The following is a 20,407-nucleotide window of genomic DNA, read 5'->3' as shown; positions in this document are numbered from 1 at the left end:
TCCGAAAGGCGTCGCCGGAGTTGACGTGAACAGGCCAACCTCGGCCGAACCACGACCCCCTCGCGCTCCCGCACGCTTTGCTGGCAGTTCCGGACATCCCGGGAGCCAGGGGGAAGCAATGACGAAACGCGCACTCGGCGCGCTGGCGGCGGGGGTCGCCGCCGCGCTGCTGTGGGGCGGGCAGACCGCCGCCACCGCCGAACCGCAGGCCGTGCCGGTGATCCAACCCGATCCGGTGCTGATGTTCCCGTCGAAACCGGCCGAGACCGACTGGGCAACGGTCGCCCGCGCCCGCGAGGCCAAGGCGCAGGCACGCGCGCACCGCGTCGGCGCGCAAGCGGCCCGGCCGTACCAGGAGCAGGAACCGGTCGGCGTCACCGGCGCCAACGACACCCCGACGACCGCCGAGCACATCGCGGGTTTCGGCACCCGCGCGCCCGCCGACTCGAAGATCGCGCTGACCGGCGACATCAGGCTGGACGACACGATCCCGGTGCTGCCGCCGCTCCCCGAGCCCGACGACGCGATCGGGCTCGCCGGCGACACCGGCTTCCCGGTCACCCGGCGCGCGGTCCGCACCAGCGGCGTCATCGGCGACGGCCCGCACGGCAGCGCCGGCGACGGCACCGGGGACTTCGACTTCTACCGGCTCGACGGCGGCGCCACCGACGTCACGTTCTCCGCGCGCACGTCGACGCCGACGGGCGACCTCGACCCGGTGCTCGCGCTGTGGGACACCGACGGCGGCCTGTGGACCGTCAGCGGCGACAGCGGCGGCTCGACCGACTCCGCCATCACGTTCACCATCCAGGCCGGCCGCACCTTCTACCTCATGGTGGGCTCCGACCCGTTCGCGCTGCCGCGCGACCCCCTGACACCGGGCACCGGCCCGGGCGTCGTCACCGAAGGCCCGTACGACCTGCTGATCACCAGCGGCAAGAGCGGCGGCGACCTCGACTACTACTCGTTCGACCTGCGTGCGGGCGACGTGCTCGGCGCGGCCGTCGCGGGCGGCGGCACCCGGATCGCGGTGCACGACCCGGCCGGTCGCGAGGTGTTCGGCTCCTCGCAGGACCTCACGTACTCGTTCGCCCAGGTCTCGCCGATGCCCGGCGGCGGCAACGCGGTCGTGGACTTCGTGGCGCCGGCGGCCGGCCGGTACCGGCTCGGCGTCGAGGCGGGCGAAGGTCCGTACGACATCAAGCTCGAAGCGTTCCGCCCCGGCACGGAGACCGCGCCACGTGGTTCCGTGCACACCATCTTCCTGGACTTCGACGGCGCCAGGGTGAACACGGCGATCTACGGCGGCGGCGGTGGCCTGCGCGACCTCTCACCGCTGGCGGACTTCCTGCCCCGGTGGGGACTCGCCGCGGCCGACGAACGCGCGTTGATCGCGGCCATCACCGCCACCGTGCGGGAGAACCTGGAACGGGACCTGATCGCCAAGGGCCTCAACCCGCGCTTCGCGGTGCGCATCCTCACCAGCCGCGACCACGTCGACCCGTGGGGGCAGCCGAACGTCAGCCGGGTCGTCGTCGGCGGCACCATCGCCGAGACGGGCATCTCCACCGTCGGCATCGCCCAGTCCATCGACGCGGGCAACTTCGGCCGCGAGGAGACCGCGCTGGTGCTGCTCGACGAGATCAGCGCGCCGGCCGGACCGGTGTGGTCGCTGAACACCTACGTCGGCCCGGCGAGCGACGAGATCGCGTTCATCGGCCGCGCGGTCGGCAACATCACCAGCCACGAGGTCGGGCACATGTCGGGCAGCTGGCACACCGACCGGCTCAACGACGCGCACGGCATCATGGACCCCGGTGGCGACCCGGCCGTCATGTTCGCGGTGGGCCCGGACGGCGTCGGCGGCACGGCCGACGACCCGGACCTCGACTTCACCGAGGACGAGCTGAGCCCCGCCGAGGGGTTCACCGGCACCGAGGACACCGTCACCCGCACCGCCTGGGCGTTCGTCCGGGGCGCCGGCTGACCCTGTCCGGTGGGCGCGGCGCTGGTCGGCCGCGCCCACCGACGTCCCCGTGAAAGGGCAATCCGTTCACCCGACGCGGGCTCGTCCGCGTCGTCGGGCGGTGGCGGACCGCCGGCGTGCCTACGGTGGGGCCGACCCGGTTCCCGTCCGAGGAGGCCCGATGGACCGGCGCGCGTTCCACCGATCCGTGCTGCTCACGAGCATCACCGCGCCGCTGCTGACCGCCGCTCCGGCCCAGGCCCGACCACCGCGGGGCGTGCCCCGCCGCTCGGTGGTCGAGTACGGGTTGCCACACGCGGAGCAGACGCACGAACTGGTGCGGGTCCCCGGGCTGCCGCTCGTGCTGGTGTCGCAGATGTCCAACAGCCACCTGGTCAAGGTCCGGCTCGACCCGGCGGGCGAGCAGGTCCAGGCGGCGCGGGCGCACCCGTTGGGCGAAGCGCACTCCATGCTGCACGGCCTGGCGGTCTCGCAGCGCCACCCCGGCCTGGTGTGGGCCACCCACGAGGGCGACAACCGGCTCCTGCTCGTCGACCCCAACGGCCCGGACGTCGACGCGCCGCCCCGCGTGGTGCGCACGATCGACGTCCCCGGCGGCGGGCAGGGACCGCACTACGTCGGCGAGTACGGCGACCAGCTGTGGGTGAGCCTGAAGACCAGCAACCACGTGCTGTCGATCGACCACGCCGACCCGTCCCGGTTCCGGCTCTACGAGGCGCGCCCGAACCCGATCTTCGTCGCCCGGCACCCCGCGTCCGGCGAGTTCTACGCCAGCCAGGACGACGCGAGCCAGGTCCTGCGCATCAACCCCCTGACCCGGGACACCACCCAGCTGGACGTCCCCGACCGGCCGGTGGGGCTGGTGGCCGGTCCGGTCGGCCTGTGGGTCGCGCTGCTGGGCTCCAGCGACCACGGCACCGGCACGTTCGGCCGCATCGACGCCGACGGCGCCACCACGTGGTTCCGGTTGCGGTCCTCCGAGGTCGCCGACGCGGGCCTGCTGCACATCGCGTTCGACCCGGCGGGCGGGCCGAGCGCGTGGCTGCTGGGGTCGTCGATCGTCTCCGACGACGTGCTCGACGTCGTCGTGCGGGTCACGTTCGACCCGGACTTCACCCGGGTCGTCGGCGAGGAGGTCACCGTGCTGCCCACCCAGCACTGCAAGGCCCACCGCCTGCTCCCCCTGTCCCGCAGCCTGCTGGTCACCGAGCTGACGAGTTCCACCCTGGCCCAGCTCACCACCGAGTCGTGGGACCGCCCGACCGACCCCACACCGGGCGACCCGAGCTGAACCGTCACGCGCAGGGGTTGCCCCGGTCCACCCCCGGCGGCAGTCTGTCCACTTCGGACTCCGTGTAGTCGCGGCCGGCGGCGGCGCACAGGGCCGCGAACCAGTGGGACGGGTCGAGGTCCAGCGAGACGAAGCCCCGCTTGTTCGCGGCGATCAGCCGGGAGCCCGCCATCACCGGTCCGACCGTGTCGTCGGGCAGCCGGAACTCGCCGAGCAGGCGTGCCGTCCCCGGGTCCCACACCTGGATCAGCTCGTCCTCGCCGGAGGCGAGCAGCTTCCCGTCCGGGGTGAACCCGAGGGGCGCCACGTGCGCGGTCAGCGGGATCGCCTTCGACGTGGCGCCGGAGTCCAGGTCGTGCACGTAGGCCCGGCCCGACGAGTACTGGATCGCGATGTCCGGGCGGTGCAGCGCGGCGGCGAGCATCGTCGAGTCCGGTTCGGGTGCGATCTCGTCGCCCGCGGTCCGGGCCGCCAGGTCCCACCACCGCTGGCCGTGCGGCGTGTTGACGAGGACCCGGTCGGGATCGGGGGTACGCAGCACGACGCCGCGTTCCGCCGCCTCCAGCAGTTCGCGCGCGGTGTCGCCGACCGGCAGCGGCTGGCCGACCGGCGAGCCGCTGTCAAGGTTCCACCGGGTGAGCAGCCCCGCGTACAGGGTCACCGCGGTGCGGTCGTCCACGGCGGCCACCGAGCGCCGCCACCGGCGGTCCTCCTGGTCGCCGAGCTCAGCGGGCCGGGGCAGCCGGACCCGGCGCAGCTCCGCCAGGTCGCGGGTGTCCAGCACGAGCAGCTCCGGGCCGTCGAACAGCAGCAGGCGCGCGTTGTCCGGGGTGAACTGCAGGAACAACCGGCCCGGTGGCAGCAGGTCCGGCACGTGCGCCAGCCGCCGCCGGGTGCGGGTGTCGACCAGCGACAAGCCCGGCACCCGGTCGCTCGCGCCCTCGACCACCGCCATCAGCGAGCCGTCCTCGCTGTAGGCCGGGTTGAGCAGGTCGGTCGTGCCCGCGTACGCCGACTGCTGGGAACCGACCTCCTCCACCGGGCGCGGTGGTCGCATCCGCACCACCGCCCGGCCGCGCACGTGGCGGATGTCGGGCGTGCCGTCCGGCGACCGCAGCACGACCGTGCCGCCGCCGACCTCCTGGTCCTCGGTGAGGTCCGAGCTCGGCGTCGAGGACTGGTAGGCCCGGCCGTCACGCGGGTCGAGGTACGTCACCAGGCCGAAGCTGCCCGACTCGACGCCCGGGTCGAAGGCCAGGTACTCGCCGGTGAGGTCGGTGGACACGTCGCCGCAGTCCGGCGCGGCCCGGCGGAACACCTCCGCGCCGCTGAACACGTCCCGCCCGGAGAGCACGTCGTGCGCGCACGACAGCACCATGCGCCCCTGGCGGGCCGTGGTGGACAGGCCCGGCGTCGACCGCACCTCCGCCCCGGTGTCGAGCGACCGCACGGCGAACACCGTGCCGTCGGCCCGCGCTTCCAGCAACGCCACCGCGCCGAGCTCGTCGTCCACCGCGGCGACGCCGAGCACCTCGCCGGGCGGCGGTGCGAACCCCTCCACGCGGGACCGCCGCGCCACGTCCCACACCTCCACCCGCGACTTGTTGACCAGCACGACGTGCCCGCCGGACGGGGAGATCTCCAGGCCCGCGTCCTCCAGCGGGTCCGGCTCCGCAGCGGCGGGGCGCACCAGCACCGGTTCGCCGCGCTCGCGCAGGTCCCACACCCGGATCGCCGACGCCGTGTCGGCCACCGCGACCCGCGTGCCGTCGTCGCTGACGCGGATGCCCTCCACCCCGTCGACCGTGCCGAGCGGCCACGACCGCGGCGCGTCGCCCCACGGGTCTCGCCACGCGGTCAACGCCCCGGACGCGGTGGCGGACACGGCGACGTGGCCGGTCGGGGTCGTGGCGATCACCTCCATCGGCACGGCGAACCGGTCCACGTCCACCTCGGCCACGTCGTGGAACACGGCCTGCTGTCGCACCAGCGCGCCGTAGCCGACCGCCGGGTCGTGCCGCCAGGACGCCAGCGCGAACTGCAACGCGCTCATCGTGGAGACCCCGGCCTCGCGCTCGGCGAGGTCGTGCAGCAGCTGCGCGCCCTGCCGCCGCACGGTGGTGTCCAGCTCCTGGTTGGCCGAGACCGTGCGGGCGGTGAGCAGCCCCGACACCAGCAGCAGCACCGCCATGGCCGCCACGGCCGCACGCCTGGTCCTGGTCGACCGGCGCCGCGCGGCCTGACCGGCGGCCACGTAGTCGTGCTCGCGCCGGTCCACGTCGGCCGGGCGTTGGTCGAGCCACTGCCGCGCGGTGGCGAGCTGCCCGCCGCGCAGCACCAGGCTCCGGTCGCGGCCCTCGCGCTCCCACTGGTCGGCGCGTTCGCGCACCTGCGCGTGCCAGGCCAGGAACTCGCGGTCGGCCTCCAGCCACCCGCGCAGGGTCTGCCAGTTGCGCAGCAGGGCTTCGTGTGCGAGCGCGAGCACCGGCGGCTGGCCCGGGTCCTCGCGGACGAGGAGCAGCCGTGCGCCCAGCAGCACGTCGACCACCCGGCGCAGGTCGTCGGGCACCTCGTCCACCCTGACGGGGCGCAACGCGAAGCCGTCGTCGGCGGGTCGGGCCAGGCGCACCAGCAGCCGCCGCACCGGTTCCCGCTCGGCCGGGTCGAGGTCGCGGTAGAACCGCTCGGCGTGGCCTGCCAACGCGCCCGCGACACCGCCCAGCTCGTCGTAGGCCCGCAACGTGAGCCGACCGGCCTCCTGCGCCTGCCACAGCTCGGTGAGGGTGAACTCGACCAGCGGCAGCAGGCCCGTGCCCGCCCGCGCGTCGACGAGCACGCGGTCGACCACCCCGTCCTGGTAGGCCACGCCGGGCGTGAGCGCCACGGGCCGCTCCACGGCTTGGCGCAGCCCGTCCCCGCTCAACGGCGCGAGGAACATCGTCGCGTCGTCCAGCGCGGGCACGCCGCCGGTCGCCAGCAGCCCGTCCAGGGAGCCCGCGCGGAGGGTGAGCACGACCCGCGGCCCGCCCGGCTCGGCGGTCAGCTCCTCCAGCAGCCGCAGCACGTCCCGCGCGGTGCCCGGGTCGGTGGTGACGACCTCCTCGAACTGGTCGACCACCAGCACCGCGCCGGGCACGGCGACCGGGCGCAGCACGGCCAGCAGGTCGTGCGCCGACTGGCCGGGCACGGGCCGGACCAGGGCCACCGGCGTGCCCGCCGCCTCCAGCCGCGGCCGCAGCCCGGCGTCCACCAACGACGACTTGCCGCAGCCCGACGGCCCGACCACCAGCACGATCCGCTGCCGCGCCACCCGTCGCGCGAGCCGGTCGATCTCGTCGTCGCGGCCGAAGAAGTACCGCGCGTCCTCGGCGCGGAACGCCCGCAGACCCCGGAACGGGCACGGTGGCGCCAACTCGCCCGCGACCTCGACCAGCGTCTCGGACGGGATCAGGTAGGCGGTGCCAGAGCCGCGTTCGGCGGCCACCGTCATGCCGATCACCGCCGCCAGGTCCTCGCTCCACACCGGCGAACCGCTGAAGCCGCGCGCGATGCGCGGCCCGTCGTCGGCCTGCACCTGCACCCACCCGGTGCCCTGCCGCTCGCGCAGGCTGCCGCCGACCCACACGCCGTCCTCGTGGCCCGCCGGGAACCCGGGCACGCGGAACCGTTGGCCCCACGGGTTCTCCGCCGCCCCGAGCGCCAACGTGGCGAAGCCCTCCGGCGGCGGCTCGGTCAACCGCAGCAGCGCGATGTCGCCGCGACCGTCCGCCAGCACGGGCCGCCACGCCTCCACCACCGCCGTGCGGGCCGGCGCGCCGGGCAGCATCGGGAAGTCCACCCGCACCGGCCCCGGCGGCGGCACGGTGCCGTCGCCCACCACGTGCGCGCACGTGCACACCAGGTCCGGCGCGACCAGGAAACCCGCGCCCACCACCGATCCCCGACCATCGCGCACCCGCACGACAGCCGCGGGCAACGCACGTGCTGACTCCATCGGCTTATCCCCCCGGACTACCATCCCCAGGGCCATTCTCCCGAACGCGCACGCCCGAATGCCACGCACGATCGGGTGATCTTGAAGGGCCGCCGACGCCGGCCGACCACCGCCGCGCACGCCCGCCGAGTTCGATAGGTTTCCGAAACTTTTCACCGACCACCGGTCGGCCGCATCGGACCGGAAATCCCGGCACCAGTACCGATGCATTTCAGCCATACCCGCGCCGGACGTACTTGCGCAATTTTACGATAAGGTTTTCGCAACCTTACGAGAATCGTTGACAGCACGCCGGAGTCGGCCGAACACTGTCTGCATCGACAGACCCTGGACCGATGTCGATCGGGTCACCCCCGCGACTCCGGCAACCGACCGTCAAAAGCGATAGGGCGGTCGAAAGCCTGATCGCAGTGTACGACCGGGAGCGCCGCGGCCGCCATTTGCGGCCACCGACCGGACTGCCGGTCCCGCCGCACGCCGGGTGGCCCCTCGCTGGCCTCAACGAGGAGGAAGCACACCAATGGAAGACAACGCCCCTGCGCACCCGATCAGCCGCAGGACGTTCATCGGCGGCGCCGGAGCCCTGGCGCTCGGCTCCGGGCTGATCCTGCCCGGCACCGCCCACGCCCAGACCGTCACCACGAACCAGACGGGCAACCACAACGGCTACTACTACTCGTTCTGGACCGACGCCCAGAACACCGTCTCCATGACCATGGGGTCGGGCGGGCAGTACAGCACCTCGTGGCGGAACACCGGAAACTTCGTGTGCGGCAAGGGTTGGAGCAACGGATCCCGCCGGACCGTGCGCTACTCGGGCAGCTTCAACCCCTCGGGCAACGGCTACCTGTGCCTCTACGGCTGGACCTCGGGCCCGCTGGTCGAGTACTACATCGTCGACAGCTGGGGCAACTACCGGCCCACGGGCACGCACCGGGGCACGGTCACCAGCGACGGCGGCACGTACGACATCTACCACACGATGCGCTACAACGCCCCGTCCGTCGAGGGCACCAAGACGTTCGCGCAGTTCTGGAGCGTCCGCCAGCAGAGGAGGGTCGGCGGCACCATCACCACCGGCAACCACTTCGACGCGTGGAGCCGGGCCGGCATGCAGCTGGGCAGCTTCCGCTACTACATGATCATGGCGACCGAGGGCTACCAGAGCAGCGGCAACTCGAACATCACCGTGAGCTAGCACCCCGGACCCGGGGGGGGGGGGGGGGGGGGGGGGGGGGGGGGGAAGGAGGGGGGGGGGGGGGGGGGGGGGGGGGGGGGGGGGCACACCCCCCCCCCCCCCCCACCACTTTGGCGAAGTTTCTCCCCCCGCCCGTCTCGTGAGGCAAACCTGTCATGCTTGATGATTTCCTCAACCAGTTCCTGCCCAGCACGGTGGGTGGACTGGTGTTCGGCTCCATCTACGCGCTCATCGCCCTCGGCTACACGATGGTCTACGGCGTGCTGCGTCTGATCAACTTCGCGCACTCCGAGATCTTCATGATCGGCACGTTCACGTCGCTCGTGGTGATCACGGCGATCGCGCCCGCGTCGCCGCTGACCGGGATCGCCCTGTTCGGCGTGATGCTGTTGATCATCGTGGCGTCCGCGGCGATCTCCGGTGGCGCCGCGATGCTGCTGGAGGTGGTGGCCTACCGGCCGCTGCGGCGCAAGGGCGCGACCAGGCTCACCGCGCTGATCTCCGCGATCGGCGCCTCGCTGTTCCTCCAGGAACTGTTCGCGCTGGTCATCATCCCCTGGCTGACCGGCAACGCGGGGCGCAACCAGCAGTCCGCGCCGCGCATCGTCGACCGCGACACGGTGTTCACCATCGGCAACGCGGCGGTGCGCACCGACCACATCATCGTCGTGGTCGCCGCGGTCATCATGATGATCGCGCTGGACCGCCTGGTGAACAAGACCAAGATCGGTCGCGGCATCCGCGCCACCGCCCAGGACCCCGAAGCCGCGGTGCTCATGGGCGTCAGCATCGACAACATCGTGCGGGTCACGTTCCTGCTCGGCGGCGCGATGGCGGGCGTCGCGGGCGCGCTGTATTTGATGGAGTTCGAGAACACCGTCTTCAACGTCGGTTTCGTGCTCGGCATCAAGGCGTTCACGGCGGCGGTGCTCGGCGGTATCGGCAACCTGCGCGGCGCGCTGCTCGGCGGTATCGTGCTCGGCCTCATCGAGAACTGGGGCGCGATCTTCCTGGGTTCGGAGTGGAAGGACGTGATCGCGTTCACCGTGCTGGTGATCGTGTTGATGTTCCGCCCGACCGGCATCCTCGGCGAATCCCTGCAGAAGGCCCGCGCATGAAAGGCAACGGAGTGACTGGCAACGCGAATCCGTTGAGGCGCGTCGGCGCCCTGTTCGACGGCGCACGCGACTGGTGGGAACGCGCCAAGACCTGGCAGCGGTTCGTCGTCTACATCGGCGCGCTCGTGTTCGCGCTGATCCTGCCCGCGCCGTGGATCGGCTCGTTCATGTCGCCCGGCGCGGACTGGACGACGGTGCTGATCTACCCGATCGGCACCTACATGCTGCTGGCGATCGGCCTGAACGTGGTCGTCGGCCAAGCGGGCCTGCTCGACCTCGGTTTCGTCGCGTTCTTCGCCATCGGCGGCTACACGCTGGCCTACTTCGCCACCGAGCACGGCTGGTCGTACTGGCCGACGGTGGTGTTCGGCATCTTCCTGGCGGCGGTCTCGGGCGTCATCCTCGGCGCGCCGACGCTGCGGCTGCGCGGCGACTACCTGGCGATCGTGACGCTCGGCTTCGGTGAGATCATCCGCATCACCGCGAACAACACCGACGAGATCGGCGGCGCGCGCGGCATCCCCAACATCCCGCACCCGACGGACATGCCGGCCATCGGCCTGGACTTCGGCGTGCTGCCCGCGCCGTACTACTACCTGATGGTCGCCGCGATCGTGGTGGTGATCGTCTTCTCGGTGCGGCTGCAGAAGAGCCGCGTCGGGCGCGCGTGGGCGGCGATCCGGGAGGACGAGGACGCGGCCGAGCTGATGGGCGTGCCGACGTTCAAGTTCAAGCTGCTCGCGTTCGCGATCGGCGCCATGATCGGCGGTCTGGCCGGCGGCATCTACGCGGGCAAGGCCGTGTTCATCGAGCCGGGCACGTTCCCGTTCATCCTGTCCGCGACCATCCTCGCCGCGGTCGTGCTCGGCGGCGCGGGCAACCTGCCCGGCGTCATGCTCGGCGCGTTCGTCATCGCCTGGCTGCCCGAGCGGTTCCGCGAGGTCGAATGGCTCAAGGACGCGCTGGGCAAGGACCCGGCCGAGTACCGCATCCTGCTGTTCGGCGGTGTGCTGGTGCTGATGATGGCCCTGCGGCCGGAGGGCCTGCTGCCCTCCCGCAGGCGCAAGGCCGAACTGCACGAGGGCACCGGCGGCATGGGCACCATGGGTGCCGAGGTCGCGGGTCCGGACACCGATGTCTCGACGACGGAGGCGGCCAAGTGAGCACTCCGAGCACCCCCGTCCTCCAGCTGGACAACGTGACCATGCGCTTCGGCGGCGTGGTCGCGCTCCGCGAGGCGAAGATCAGCGTCGGCCAGGGCGAGATCTTCGCCCTGATCGGGCCCAACGGCGCGGGCAAGACCACGGTGTTCAACGTGGTCACCGGCGTCTACCAGCCCACCGAGGGCCAGGTGCTGTTCAACGGCGCCCGGCTCGACGGCACCAAGCGGTTCAAGATCACCAAGCAGGGCATCGCCCGCACGTTCCAGAACATCCGGCTGTTCCACAACATGTCGGCGCTGGAGAACGTGATGGTCGGCGCGGACGCGCACCACAAGACCGGTGCGATCGGCGCCACGCTCGGCCTGCCGTGGCACCGCAAGGAGGAGAGGCGCGGCCGCGAGCTGGCCCGGGAGCTGCTCGACTTCGTCGGCATCCCCGGCCGGATGACCGAGACCGCGAAGAACCTGCCCTACGGCGACCAGCGGCGGCTCGAGATCGCCCGCGCGCTGGCCACGGACCCGAAGCTGCTGCTGCTGGACGAGCCGGCGGCCGGCATGAACCCGGCCGAGAAGGAATCGCTGCAGGCGCTGATCCGCAAGATCCGCGACAGCGGCCGGACCGTCCTGCTGATCGAGCACGACATGAGCCTGGTCATGGGCGTCAGCGACCGCGTGGCGGTGCTGGACTTCGGCCAGCTGATCGCAGAAGGGCTCCCGCAAGAGGTGCAGAACAACCCGAAGGTCATCGAGGCGTACCTGGGGGTGTCCGAAGATGCTTCTTGAGCTCAAGGACATCCACGTCCACTACGGCAAGATCGCCGCGATCAAGGGCATCAGCCTCCAGGTCGAGGACGGTGAGATCGTCTCGCTCATCGGCGCCAACGGCGCGGGCAAGACGACCACGCTGAAGACCATCTCCGGGTTGCGCCCCCTGACCAGCGGCCAAGTGGTGTTCAACGGCGAGGACATCTCCAAGATGCCCGGCCACAAGCGGGTCATCGCGGGCATCGGCCAGTCACCGGAGGGCCGCGGCGTGTTCCCCGGCATGACGGTGCAGGAGAACCTGCTGATGGGCGCCTTCACCCGCAAGGACGCGCTCGACGCCGACCTGGCCGAGGTCTACGAGCTGTTCCCGCGGCTGGCGGAGCGCAAGAGCCAGTTCGGCGGCACCATGTCCGGCGGCGAGCAGCAGATGATCGCCATCGGCCGGGCGCTGATGACCAAGCCGAAGGTGCTCCTGCTCGACGAGCCGTCGATGGGCCTCGCGCCCATGCTCATCGCGCAGATCTTCGAGATCATCAAGGAGATCAACAAGCGCGGCACGACCGTGCTGCTGGTCGAGCAGAACGCGCAGCAGGCGCTGAAGCTCTCCGACCGCGCGTACGTGCTGGAGACCGGCCGGGTCGTGAAGAGCGCGCCCGGTCCGGAGCTGCTGGACGACCCGCAGGTGCGCGCGGCGTACCTCGGCGGGCACTGAGCCCGGGTCCCGCCGGCCCGGCCCTCAGGGCTGGGCCAGCGGGATCTCGGTGCTCGACTCGTCCTTCAGGTCGGTCAGCGTCGGCCCGCCGTACACGCGCAGGGCCAGCGGTTTCGCGTCCTTGGGCAGGTCGTAGTAGACGTCGTACTCCAGGCGGACGTTCGCGCCGAGGTCGATGGTCTCCGGCTGTCGCTTGATGGCCATGGCCTGGGTGTCGACCGGGTGCTCGGCCTCGCGGTCGTCGATCAGCACGTGCCGGCGCGCGTCGAAGGACACGCTGCTGCGGCCGTTGTTGATCACGCTCATCCGGATCCGCACGAACTGGCCCTTGGCGTGGAACTCGGCGTGGCTGCCGATCAGCGTCGGCATCTCGGTGGTCAGCCCGACCAGCGTGAACGCCGTGTCGCCGTCCGCGGTGGTGGGAATCTTGAGCGGCTTCTCGTCCGGGCGCACGGTCTGCACGGGCACCGGGTACGTCGCCGCCGACGTCGCCGTCGTCTCCGGCCCGGCCACGACCGGGGTGTCACCGCACCCGGCCGCCGCCAGCACCACGGCCATCACCAACACCACGCGCCGCACGCCCACCTCCGACTCACCGGGTCACCTTGAATTGCACACCTCGGGTGACCGAACCGCACCTTCACACCTTCGGGGCATCCTTGAGGAAGCACGTCAGCCGGGCCGTGCAGGCGCGCCGGTCCTGCTCGTCGGTGATCACGATCTCGTAGGTGGCGGTGCTGCGGCCGCGGTGGATCGGCGTGCACACCCCCGTGACGAAGCCCTCGGCCACGGCCCGGTGGTGCGTGCACGACAGCTCCAGGCCCACGGCCAGCCGCTCCGGCGCCGCGTGCATGGCCGCCGCGATCGACCCGAGCGTCTCCGCCAGCACCGCGTTCGCGCCGCCGTGCAGCAGCCCGTACGGCTGGCGGTTGCCCTTCACCGGCATCGTCCCGACCAGCCGATCGGCATCCCATCGGGTGATCTCGATGCCCAGCTTCGCCGTGAGCTGCTCGTGGGCGGCGGCCTGGTCTGCGCCGGGGATGTCCTCGGGTGCTGGCGTCACGTGTGCTCCAGTCGGTGCTGCCCAGTCGGTGCGATGATGTCGGACCCTCACCCTAGACTCGGGCCGTGAGCACTTCTGAAGCCTCCCGCCTGCTGCTGGTCGACGGTCACTCCATGGCCTACCGCGCCTTCTTCGCGCTGCCCAAGGAGAACTTCCAGACCGGGACGGGCCAGACCACCAACGCGGTCTACGGCTTCACCTCGATGCTCATCAACCTGCTGCGCGACGAGAAGCCGACGCACATCGCGGTGGCGTTCGACGTCTCGCGCAAGACCTTCCGCACCGAGGCCTACGCGGAGTACAAGGCCGGTCGCAGCGAGACACCGGACGAGTTCCGCGGCCAGGTCAGCCTCATCGAGGACGTCCTGGGCACGCTGAACGTGCCGGTGCTGTCGAAGGCGAACTTCGAGGCCGACGACCTGATCGCCACGCTCACCACGCAGGCCACCGCGCTGGGCTTCGAGGTGCTGATCTGCACCGGCGACCGCGACGCGTTGCAGCTGGTCACGGACAAGGTGACGGTGCTGTACCCGGTCAAGGGCGTCTCCGAGATGGCCCGGTACACCCCCGAGCTGGTGCTGGAGAAGCAGGGCGTGCCGCCCGAGCTGTACGCCGACTACGCGGCGGTGCGCGGCGACTCGTCGGACAACCTGCCGAACACGCCCGGCGTCGGCCCCAAGACCATCGTGAAGCTGCTCACCCAGTTCGGGTCGCTGAACGGGCTGATCGACCACATCGACGAGGTGCCGGGCAAGGTCGGCGACGCGCTGCGGGCGAACCTGGCCAACATCATGCTGAACCGGCAGCTCACCGAGCTGGTGCGCGACGTCGAGCTGCCCCTGGGCCCGGCTGAGCTGGCGGCCAGGCCGTGGGACCGCGACGCCGTGCACCGGCTGTTCGACGAGCTGGAGTTCCGGGTGCTGCGGGACCGGCTGTTCTCGACCCTGTCGACCGCCGAGCCGGAGGCCGAGGAGGGCTTCACGGTCAGCGGCGGCCCGGTGGAGGCGGGCGCGGTGGCCGCGTGGCTGGACGCGCACGCGCGCTCGGGCCGGGTCGGCATCGCGTTCCGCTCCTCGGGCGGCGACCTGGAGGGCCTGGCGCTGGCCGCGGTCGGCGGCGAGGGCGGGTACGTCGAGGTCGCGTCGCTGACCGAGGCCGACGAGAACGCGCTGGCCGCGTGGCTGGCCGACGAGTCGGTGGTCAAGGCGGCGCACGACCTGAAGCTGCCGCTGCGGGCGCTGCGGGCGCGCGGCTGGAAGCTGCGCGGGGTCGCCAGCGACACGGCGCTGGCCGCCTACCTGGTGCGACCCGGCCAGCGGTCGTTCGCGCTGGACGACCTGGCGCTGCGCTACCTCAAGCGCGAGCTGCGGGCCGAGGAGCCCGACGACGGGCAGCTGTCGCTGCTGGCCGACGAGGCGGAGGAGCGGCAGAAGACCGCGCAGGCGGCGATCGTGCGGGCGTTCGCGGTGGCGGAGCTGGCCGACGCGCTGGACGCGGAGCTGGTCGCCACCGGCCAGGAGTCGCTGCTGGCGAACCTGGAGCTGCCGCTGATGATGGTGCTCGACGACGTCGAGGCCGTCGGCATCGCGATCGACACCGAGCACCTGGCGGCGCTGGAGGCGCACTTCGCGGCGGGCGTGAAGCAGGCCGCGCAGGACGCGTACTCGGTGATCGGCAAGGAGATCAACCTCGGCTCGCCCAAGCAGCTGCAGACGGTGCTGTTCGACGAGCTGAACATGCCGAAGACGAAGAAGACCAAGACCGGCTACACCACCGACGCGGACGCGCTGCAGAACCTGTTCGAGTCCACCCAGCACCCGTTCCTGCAGCACCTGCTCGCGCACCGGGACGTGACCAGGCTGAAGTCGACCGTGGACGGGCTGCTCAAGTCGGTGGCCGACGACGGTCGCATCCACACCACGTTCCACCAGACGATCGCGGCGACCGGGCGGCTGTCGTCCACCGACCCGAACCTGCAGAACATCCCGATCCGCACCGACGAGGGTCGGCGCATCCGCGAGGCGTTCGTGGTCGGGCCGGGCTACGCGGAGCTGATGACCGCGGACTACAGCCAGATCGAGATGCGGATCATGGCCCACCTGTCCGAGGACGCGGGCCTGATCGAGGCGTTCCGCAGCGGCGAGGACCTGCACACGTTCGTCGCGTCGCGCGCGTTCTCCGTGCCGACCTCGGAGGTCACCGCCGAGCAGCGCCGCCGGGTGAAGGCCATGTCGTACGGGTTGGCCTACGGGCTCTCGGAGTACGGGCTGGCGCAGCAGCTGCGGATCTCGGCGGCCGAGGCGCGGGAGCAGAAGGAGGCGTACTTCGCCCGGTTCGGCGGGGTGCGCGACTACCTGCACGCGGTGGTCGAGGACGCGCGGAAGAAGGGCTACACCGAGACGATCCTCGGCCGCCGGCGCTACCTGCCCGACCTGACCAGCGACAACCGGCAGCGCCGCGAGATGGCCGAGCGGATGGCGTTGAACGCGCCGATCCAGGGCAGCGCGGCGGACATCATCAAGGTCGCGATGCTCGGCGTGTTCCGCGCGCTGGAGGAGTCGGGCCTGCGGTCGCGGATGCTGCTCCAGGTGCACGACGAACTGGTGCTGGAGATCGCCGAGGGCGAGCGAGAGCAGGTGGAGGCGCTGGTCCGCGCGGAGATGGGCGGGGCGTACCGGCTGTCGGTGGCGATGGAGGTCTCGGTGGGCGTCGGCCGTTCCTGGGACGCCGCCGCGCACTGAGCCGGTCCGGCTTCGGGGTACGGACAGCCGTACTTCGCTCGCCTCCTCCAGCGGTCATCATTCCCGGTGGCGGAGGGGGTGGGGCGATGTCCGGCGGTCCGGTGTGGGGTGGCGGTGCCCGGTGGTCGAGGCTGTTCCTCCCGATCGGCGTGTTCCTCGCGCTCTTCGGCCTGCTGAACGCCGCCGAGCTGCCGCTGGGCTGGAAGGACCGGCAGCAGCAGTTCGGCCGGTACCTGGACGCCACCCTCGGCCTGGGCGCCGACTGGGTGCTGCCGTTGATCTGGCTCGTGAAGCTCGTCGAGCTGGCGCTGGGGCTGGTCGCGGTGGCCGCCGTGCTCCGGCGCAGCACCCGGTGGCTCGCCGCGGCCGTGATCGGCTGGCTGGGGGTGTTCACCGCGTTCACCGCCATGGACGTGTGGGCGGCTGACCGGGTCGAGCTGCAGGAGCACACGGTCTACTTCGTCATGTTCGCCGTGCTGCTCGGGCTGATCTTCGTCGTCTCCGCGGTCGAGCAGGTGCTCGCCTCACGCACGTGAGTCGCGCAGCGGCGTGACGCGGACGTCGCGGGCGGTCAGCTCGGCGCCGCACCCCTCGCACGACACGTGCACGTCGACGTCGCCGCCGCACGTGCGGTGGTGCAGGTCGAACGACGGGCCCTCGGGCGAGGCCATCCAGCGGTCGCCCCACTTCCGCAGCGCCATCAGCACCGGGTAGAGCTCGTGGCCCTTCTCGGTCAGCCGGTACTCGTACCGCGTCCGCACGTCCTTGTACGCCTCACGGCGCAGGATGCCCTCCTCGACCAGCGTGCCGAGGCGCTCGGTCAGCACGCTGCGCGAGATGTCCATCTCGGTCTGGAAGTCCTCGAACCGACGCGTGCCCAGGAACGCCTGCCGCAGCAGCAGCAACGTCCAGCGCTCGCCCAGCAGGGCGGCCGGTAGCGACACGGTGCACAACTCGTCGGCGACCTTCACGGGGGCCATGTCCACTGACGATACCCCTTGCGTTCGGAAAACGAATCCAGCTAGGGTTCGGAATCCGAACCCAAGGGGCGCTCGTCATGAAGGTCCGCGAACTGCACGCCGCCGAGGCGGGCCACGCCGTCGACACGGTCTTCGACGGCCTGTCCCCGCGGAGCCGCTACCTGCGCTTCCACGCGCCGGTGCCCCGGCTCACCGCGTCCATGCGACGCCGGTTGACCGACCTCGACGGCCTTCGCAAGGTCGCCGTCGTCGCGGAGTGCCACCGCACGCCCGTCGGCATCGCCCGCCTGATCGCCACCGGCGAGGACACCGCCGAGATCGCGCTCGCCGTGGTGGACCCGTGGCAGCGCAAGGGCGTCGGCACCCAGCTCATGGCCGCGCTCGGCCGGCTGGCCCTCGACCTGCGCTACGCCGAGCTGCACGGCGACGTGCTGGGGGAGAACGAGCCGATGCTGCGCCTGGTCGCGCGCGTGTTCCCCGGTGCCCGGCTGACCCGCGACGAGGACGACGTCATCCGGGTCTCCTATCCGTTGGACCACCGGTTGACCCACGAAGACCTGGTGGCCGACCTGCGGTGGTGAGCAGAATGGGGCCCATGCGACGGATCTTCGGGTTGGCGCTCGTCCTGGTCCTGCTGGCGCCGCCGGCCGCGGCGTCGACGCCGCCCGGCGACCGGCCACTGCCCGGGTACACCATCGACAACCCGCCGTTGCCCCCCGCGCAGGTCGGCGGCGAGCCGTCGCGCGTGCTCCAGGGCGTGCACGAGCACGCGGCCTACGCGATCGAGGTGCCGCCGCGCTGGAACGGCCGCCTGGTCATGTGGGCGCACGGCTTCCGCGGCGCGAGCACCGTGCTCACCGTCGACCCGCCCGCGTACGGCCTGCGCCAGAAGCTGCTCGACCAGGGCTTCGCCTGGGCCGCGTCCAGCTACTACGCCGACAACTACGACGTGAAGGCCGGCGTGCTGAGCACGCACGACCTGGCCAAGCACTTCGGGAAGCTGGTCGGCAAGCCCCGCGACACGTTCATCGTCGGCGTCTCCATGGGCGGCCACGTCATCGGCCGCTCCCTGGAGCAGTTCCCCGGCTTCTACGAGGCCGCGCTGCCGATGTGCGGCGTGCTCGGCGACCAGGAGCTGTTCGACTTCTTCCTGGACTTCAACCTCACCGCGCAGGCCATCAGCGGGATCCGCGCGTGGCCCGCGCCGGCCGACTACCTGACCGCGGTCGTGCCGCGCATCCAGGCCGAACTGGGGCTGACCGGCACTCCGAACGAGCGCGGCGCGCAGTTCGCCTCGGTCGTCGCCAACCGCAGCGGCGGCCCGCGTCCCGGCGCGGCGCCCGCGTTCGCGTACTGGAAGGACTTCCTGTTCGGCCTCGCGGTCACGTCGTCCGGCGAGGGCCTGGCGAGGAACCCCGGTCAGGTCGCCACCAACGCGCTCACCCGGTACGAGCCGAACGCGCCGGTCGACGTCGACCGCGAGGTGCAGCGGGTGCTGCCGGCGAACGTGAAGGCCCGCGTCACGCCGAAGCTGACCGAGGTGCCGCGCGTCGCCGGCCGCCCGACCGCGCCGGTGCTGTCGCTGCACGGCCTGGGCGACCTGTTCGTGCCGTTCTCGATGGAGCAGCTCTACGAGCGGGACGTCGAGCGCAACGGCCGCGGCCACCTGCTCGCGCAGCGGGCGATCCGCGCGGTCGGCCACTGCGAGTTCAGCCCGAACGAGGTCGGCACGGCTTGGGACGACCTGGTGACCTGGGTCGACACCGGCCGCCGCCCCGCCGGCGACGTGGTGGACGACCCGGCCGCCGTCGCCGCGCCGGACTACGGCTGCCGCTTCAGCGACCCCGCCGCCTACACCGCGCCCAACACCACCCGCCGCCTCTTCCCGGCCTGCTAGGCGGCCTCCGGTCGGCCGCGCGCCGATGGGGATCGGGCCGATCCCCATCGGCAACGGGGCGACCGGCCCGCCGGTCCGTGCCGGCGTCGTCCGCCGGCAGTGCTCGGAGCCGGCGTTGCCGCCCAACCGGTGGGACCAGGCCTTGACGGTGTGCCGTCCGGCCGGGTTAGCGTGGTGGAAAGCGCTTACCAGGAGGCACGCATGGCACGCAGGCGGTACGCGGTCGTCGGCACCGGAGCACGCGCCGAACTGCACGTCGACGCGATCGTCCGGCACGCGGAGCAGGGGGAGCTGGTCGCGTTCTGCGACGTCAACCCCAGCCGCATGGCCGCGCACAACGAACGCCTCGACCGGCCCGTCCCGACCTACGCCGCCGCGGACTTCCTGCGGATGATCGAGGCCGAGCGGGTCGACGTCGTCGTGGTCTGCACGGTCGACCGGCACCACGACACCTACATCGTGGAGGCGCTGGACGCGGGCTGCGACGTCGTCACCGAGAAGCCGATGACGGTCGACCCGGCGGGCGTCGGCAAGGTCTTCGACGCGGTCGAGCGGACCGACGGCCGGGTCACCGTCACGTTCAACTACCGGTACAACCCGGTGCACGAGAAGGTCCGCGAGCTGCTGACCGGCGGCGCGGTCGGCGAGATCGGTTCAGTGCACTTCGAGTGGCTGCTCGACGTCCGCCACGGCGCCGACTACTTCCGCCGCTGGCACCGCGACAAGGCCAACTCCGGCGGTCTGATGGTGCACAAGGCCACCCACCACTTCGACCTGCTCAACTGGTGGGTCGACGCCGTGCCGGAGGTCGTGTACGCGCACGGGCGGCTGTTCTTCTACGGCGACGAGAACGGCAGGCGCCACGGCCACCACCGGCCCTACGACCGCGTGCACGGCTCGCCGGAGGCCCAGGACGACCCGTTCGCCCTGCACGTCGAGCGCGACAAGTGGCTGCGCCGGCTCTACCTCGACGCCGAGCACGAGGACGGCTACCACCGCGACCGGAACCCGTTCGCGCCCGGGGTGTCCATTGAGGACGACATGTCGGTGCTGGTGCGCTACTCCAACGGCGCGAACCTGACCTACCACCTCACGGCCTACTCGCCGTGGGAGGGCTACCGGCTGATGGTCAACGGCAGCCGCGGCCGGCTGGAGCTGGAGGTCGTGGAGAACAGCTGGGTCAGCGGGCAGCAGCCGGCGGTGCACGGCAAGGAGGCCAACCCCGAGGAGGGCCACGTGCGGCTGACCGTGCAGCCGCTGTTCGGGCGGGCCGAGGAGATCCCGCTGGAGGCAGGCGGCGCGGGGCACGGCGGCGCGGACGCGCGGATGACCGGGGTGCTGTACGGGCCGCCCGGCCAATCGGACCCGCTGGGCCGCCGGGCCACGCACCGAGACGGCGCGTTGTCCCTGGCCACGGGGTTCGCCGCGAACCGGAGCTTCGAGACCGGGGTACCCGTGCGCGTGGCGGAGTTGCTCGACGTCGGTTGGCGGTAGCCTGG

Annotated in this window: 16 protein-coding genes; 12 read left to right on the top strand and 4 right to left on the bottom strand. The window is 71.9% G+C overall.

Going from position 1 to position 20,407, the window contains the following annotated elements; all coding sequences use genetic code 11:
- Window positions 1–118: 118 nt before the first annotated feature.
- Together ACZ7GX_RS27850 and ACZ7GX_RS27845 are read left to right on the top strand one after the other, a co-directional pair.
- Window positions 119–1,987, top strand: a complete 1,869-nt coding sequence (locus ACZ7GX_RS27850) for a hypothetical protein (protein WP_498780830.1) — start codon at window positions 119–121, stop codon at window positions 1,985–1,987.
- Window positions 1,988–2,147: 160 nt separating this feature from the next.
- Window positions 2,148–3,278, top strand: coding sequence for an NHL repeat-containing protein (locus ACZ7GX_RS27845; protein ID WP_498780828.1), 1,131 nt, complete (start codon window positions 2,148–2,150; stop codon window positions 3,276–3,278).
- A 4-nt stretch (window positions 3,279–3,282) separates the two neighbouring features.
- Here the strand turns inward: ACZ7GX_RS27845 and ACZ7GX_RS27840 are convergent, their stop codons facing one another.
- Window positions 3,283–7,272 (bottom strand): nSTAND1 domain-containing NTPase, encoded by a 3,990-nt coding sequence (locus tag ACZ7GX_RS27840; RefSeq protein ID WP_498780827.1) that lies wholly within the window; start codon window positions 7,270–7,272, stop codon window positions 3,283–3,285.
- A gap of 520 nt (window positions 7,273–7,792) precedes the next feature.
- Between ACZ7GX_RS27840 and xynA the strand changes: the two genes are divergently transcribed.
- The 5 genes from xynA to ACZ7GX_RS27815 all read left to right on the top strand — a co-directional run bounded on the left by xynA (window position 7,793) and on the right by ACZ7GX_RS27815 (window position 12,227).
- Window positions 7,793–8,470, top strand: a complete 678-nt coding sequence (gene xynA, locus ACZ7GX_RS27835; protein ID WP_498780826.1) for an endo-1,4-beta-xylanase XynA — start codon at window positions 7,793–7,795, stop codon at window positions 8,468–8,470.
- A gap of 155 nt (window positions 8,471–8,625) precedes the next feature.
- Complete coding sequence (locus tag ACZ7GX_RS27830) at window positions 8,626–9,588, top strand: branched-chain amino acid ABC transporter permease (RefSeq protein WP_498780825.1); 963 nt, start codon at window positions 8,626–8,628, stop codon at window positions 9,586–9,588.
- Entirely contained in the window at window positions 9,585–10,751 is a 1,167-nt protein-coding gene (locus ACZ7GX_RS27825) for a branched-chain amino acid ABC transporter permease (protein ID WP_498780824.1), read from the top strand. The genes ACZ7GX_RS27830 and ACZ7GX_RS27825 overlap by 4 nt, the downstream gene beginning before the upstream one ends.
- Before the next feature lie 41 nt (window positions 10,752–10,792).
- Window positions 10,793–11,533: an ABC transporter ATP-binding protein gene (locus ACZ7GX_RS27820; RefSeq protein WP_498780912.1), complete on the top strand. Its 741-nt coding sequence runs from the start codon at window positions 10,793–10,795 to the stop codon at window positions 11,531–11,533.
- On the top strand, window positions 11,523–12,227 hold the full coding sequence (locus ACZ7GX_RS27815; RefSeq protein WP_498780822.1) for an ABC transporter ATP-binding protein: 705 nt from the start codon (window positions 11,523–11,525) through the stop codon (window positions 12,225–12,227). The genes ACZ7GX_RS27820 and ACZ7GX_RS27815 overlap by 11 nt, the downstream gene beginning before the upstream one ends.
- A 24-nt stretch (window positions 12,228–12,251) precedes the next feature.
- Here ACZ7GX_RS27815 and ACZ7GX_RS27810 read toward each other — a convergent pair whose 3' ends face one another.
- On the bottom strand, window positions 12,252–12,806 hold the full coding sequence (locus ACZ7GX_RS27810) for a DUF4352 domain-containing protein (protein ID WP_498780821.1): 555 nt from the start codon (window positions 12,804–12,806) through the stop codon (window positions 12,252–12,254).
- A gap of 61 nt (window positions 12,807–12,867) precedes the next feature.
- Complete coding sequence (locus ACZ7GX_RS27805; RefSeq protein WP_498780820.1) at window positions 12,868–13,290, bottom strand: hotdog fold thioesterase; 423 nt, start codon at window positions 13,288–13,290, stop codon at window positions 12,868–12,870.
- 65 nt (window positions 13,291–13,355) lie between these two features.
- On the opposite strand from ACZ7GX_RS27805, the gene polA reads away from it, so the two are divergent.
- The gene (polA, locus tag ACZ7GX_RS27800) at window positions 13,356–16,031 is read left to right on the top strand and encodes a DNA polymerase I (protein WP_498780819.1); all 2,676 of its coding nucleotides are present in this window, start codon (window positions 13,356–13,358) and stop codon (window positions 16,029–16,031) included.
- Between the two features lie 86 nt (window positions 16,032–16,117).
- A complete protein-coding gene (locus ACZ7GX_RS27795; RefSeq protein WP_498780818.1) occupies window positions 16,118–16,567 on the top strand; it encodes a hypothetical protein in 450 nt (149 codons plus the stop codon).
- On the opposite strand, the gene ACZ7GX_RS27790 is transcribed toward ACZ7GX_RS27795, so the two are convergent.
- The gene (locus ACZ7GX_RS27790; protein ID WP_498780817.1) at window positions 16,556–17,011 is read right to left on the bottom strand and encodes a winged helix-turn-helix transcriptional regulator; all 456 of its coding nucleotides are present in this window, start codon (window positions 17,009–17,011) and stop codon (window positions 16,556–16,558) included. The two genes, ACZ7GX_RS27795 and ACZ7GX_RS27790, sit on opposite strands and share 12 nt — an antisense overlap.
- 77 nt (window positions 17,012–17,088) lie before the next feature.
- On the opposite strand from ACZ7GX_RS27790, the gene ACZ7GX_RS27785 reads away from it, so the two are divergent.
- The 3 genes from ACZ7GX_RS27785 to ACZ7GX_RS27775 all read left to right on the top strand — a co-directional run bounded on the left by ACZ7GX_RS27785 (window position 17,089) and on the right by ACZ7GX_RS27775 (window position 20,402).
- The gene (locus ACZ7GX_RS27785; RefSeq protein ID WP_498780815.1) at window positions 17,089–17,592 is read left to right on the top strand and encodes a GNAT family N-acetyltransferase; all 504 of its coding nucleotides are present in this window, start codon (window positions 17,089–17,091) and stop codon (window positions 17,590–17,592) included.
- 14 nt (window positions 17,593–17,606) lie between these two features.
- Window positions 17,607–18,908 (top strand): hypothetical protein, encoded by a 1,302-nt coding sequence (locus ACZ7GX_RS27780; protein ID WP_498780814.1) that lies wholly within the window; start codon window positions 17,607–17,609, stop codon window positions 18,906–18,908.
- 201 nt (window positions 18,909–19,109) lie between these two features.
- Window positions 19,110–20,402: a Gfo/Idh/MocA family protein gene (locus ACZ7GX_RS27775; RefSeq protein ID WP_498780812.1), complete on the top strand. Its 1,293-nt coding sequence runs from the start codon at window positions 19,110–19,112 to the stop codon at window positions 20,400–20,402.
- The last annotated feature ends 5 nt before the right edge of the window (window positions 20,403–20,407 follow it).

Source organism: Actinosynnema sp. NPDC037264 (assembly GCF_055603705.1).
The sequence above is the reverse complement of the archived record's forward strand: the minus strand, read 5'-3'. Positions and strand labels throughout refer to the sequence as shown.

Bases quoted from the DNA above. Each gene is read 5' to 3' on its own strand.
- ACZ7GX_RS27840 (WP_498780827.1), bottom strand. From the start codon at position 7,272: ATGGAGTCAGCACGTGCGTTGCCCGCGGCTGTCGTGCGGGTGCGCGAT.
- ACZ7GX_RS27795 (WP_498780818.1), top strand. From the start codon at position 16,118: ATGTCCGGCGGTCCGGTGTGGGGTGGCGGTGCCCGGTGGTCGAGGCTG.
- ACZ7GX_RS27775 (WP_498780812.1), top strand. From the start codon at position 19,110: ATGGCACGCAGGCGGTACGCGGTCGTCGGCACCGGAGCACGCGCCGAA.
- ACZ7GX_RS27820 (WP_498780912.1), top strand. From the start codon at position 10,793: ATGCGCTTCGGCGGCGTGGTCGCGCTCCGCGAGGCGAAGATCAGCGTC.
- ACZ7GX_RS27850 (WP_498780830.1), top strand. From the start codon at position 119: ATGACGAAACGCGCACTCGGCGCGCTGGCGGCGGGGGTCGCCGCCGCG.
- ACZ7GX_RS27785 (WP_498780815.1), top strand. From the start codon at position 17,089: ATGAAGGTCCGCGAACTGCACGCCGCCGAGGCGGGCCACGCCGTCGAC.
- ACZ7GX_RS27780 (WP_498780814.1), top strand. From the start codon at position 17,607: ATGCGACGGATCTTCGGGTTGGCGCTCGTCCTGGTCCTGCTGGCGCCG.
- ACZ7GX_RS27825 (WP_498780824.1), top strand. From the start codon at position 9,585: ATGAAAGGCAACGGAGTGACTGGCAACGCGAATCCGTTGAGGCGCGTC.
- ACZ7GX_RS27830 (WP_498780825.1), top strand. From the start codon at position 8,626: ATGCTTGATGATTTCCTCAACCAGTTCCTGCCCAGCACGGTGGGTGGA.
- xynA (WP_498780826.1), top strand. From the start codon at position 7,793: ATGGAAGACAACGCCCCTGCGCACCCGATCAGCCGCAGGACGTTCATC.
- ACZ7GX_RS27815 (WP_498780822.1), top strand. From the start codon at position 11,523: ATGCTTCTTGAGCTCAAGGACATCCACGTCCACTACGGCAAGATCGCC.
- ACZ7GX_RS27845 (WP_498780828.1), top strand. From the start codon at position 2,148: ATGGACCGGCGCGCGTTCCACCGATCCGTGCTGCTCACGAGCATCACC.
- ACZ7GX_RS27790 (WP_498780817.1), bottom strand. From the start codon at position 17,011: ATGGCCCCCGTGAAGGTCGCCGACGAGTTGTGCACCGTGTCGCTACCG.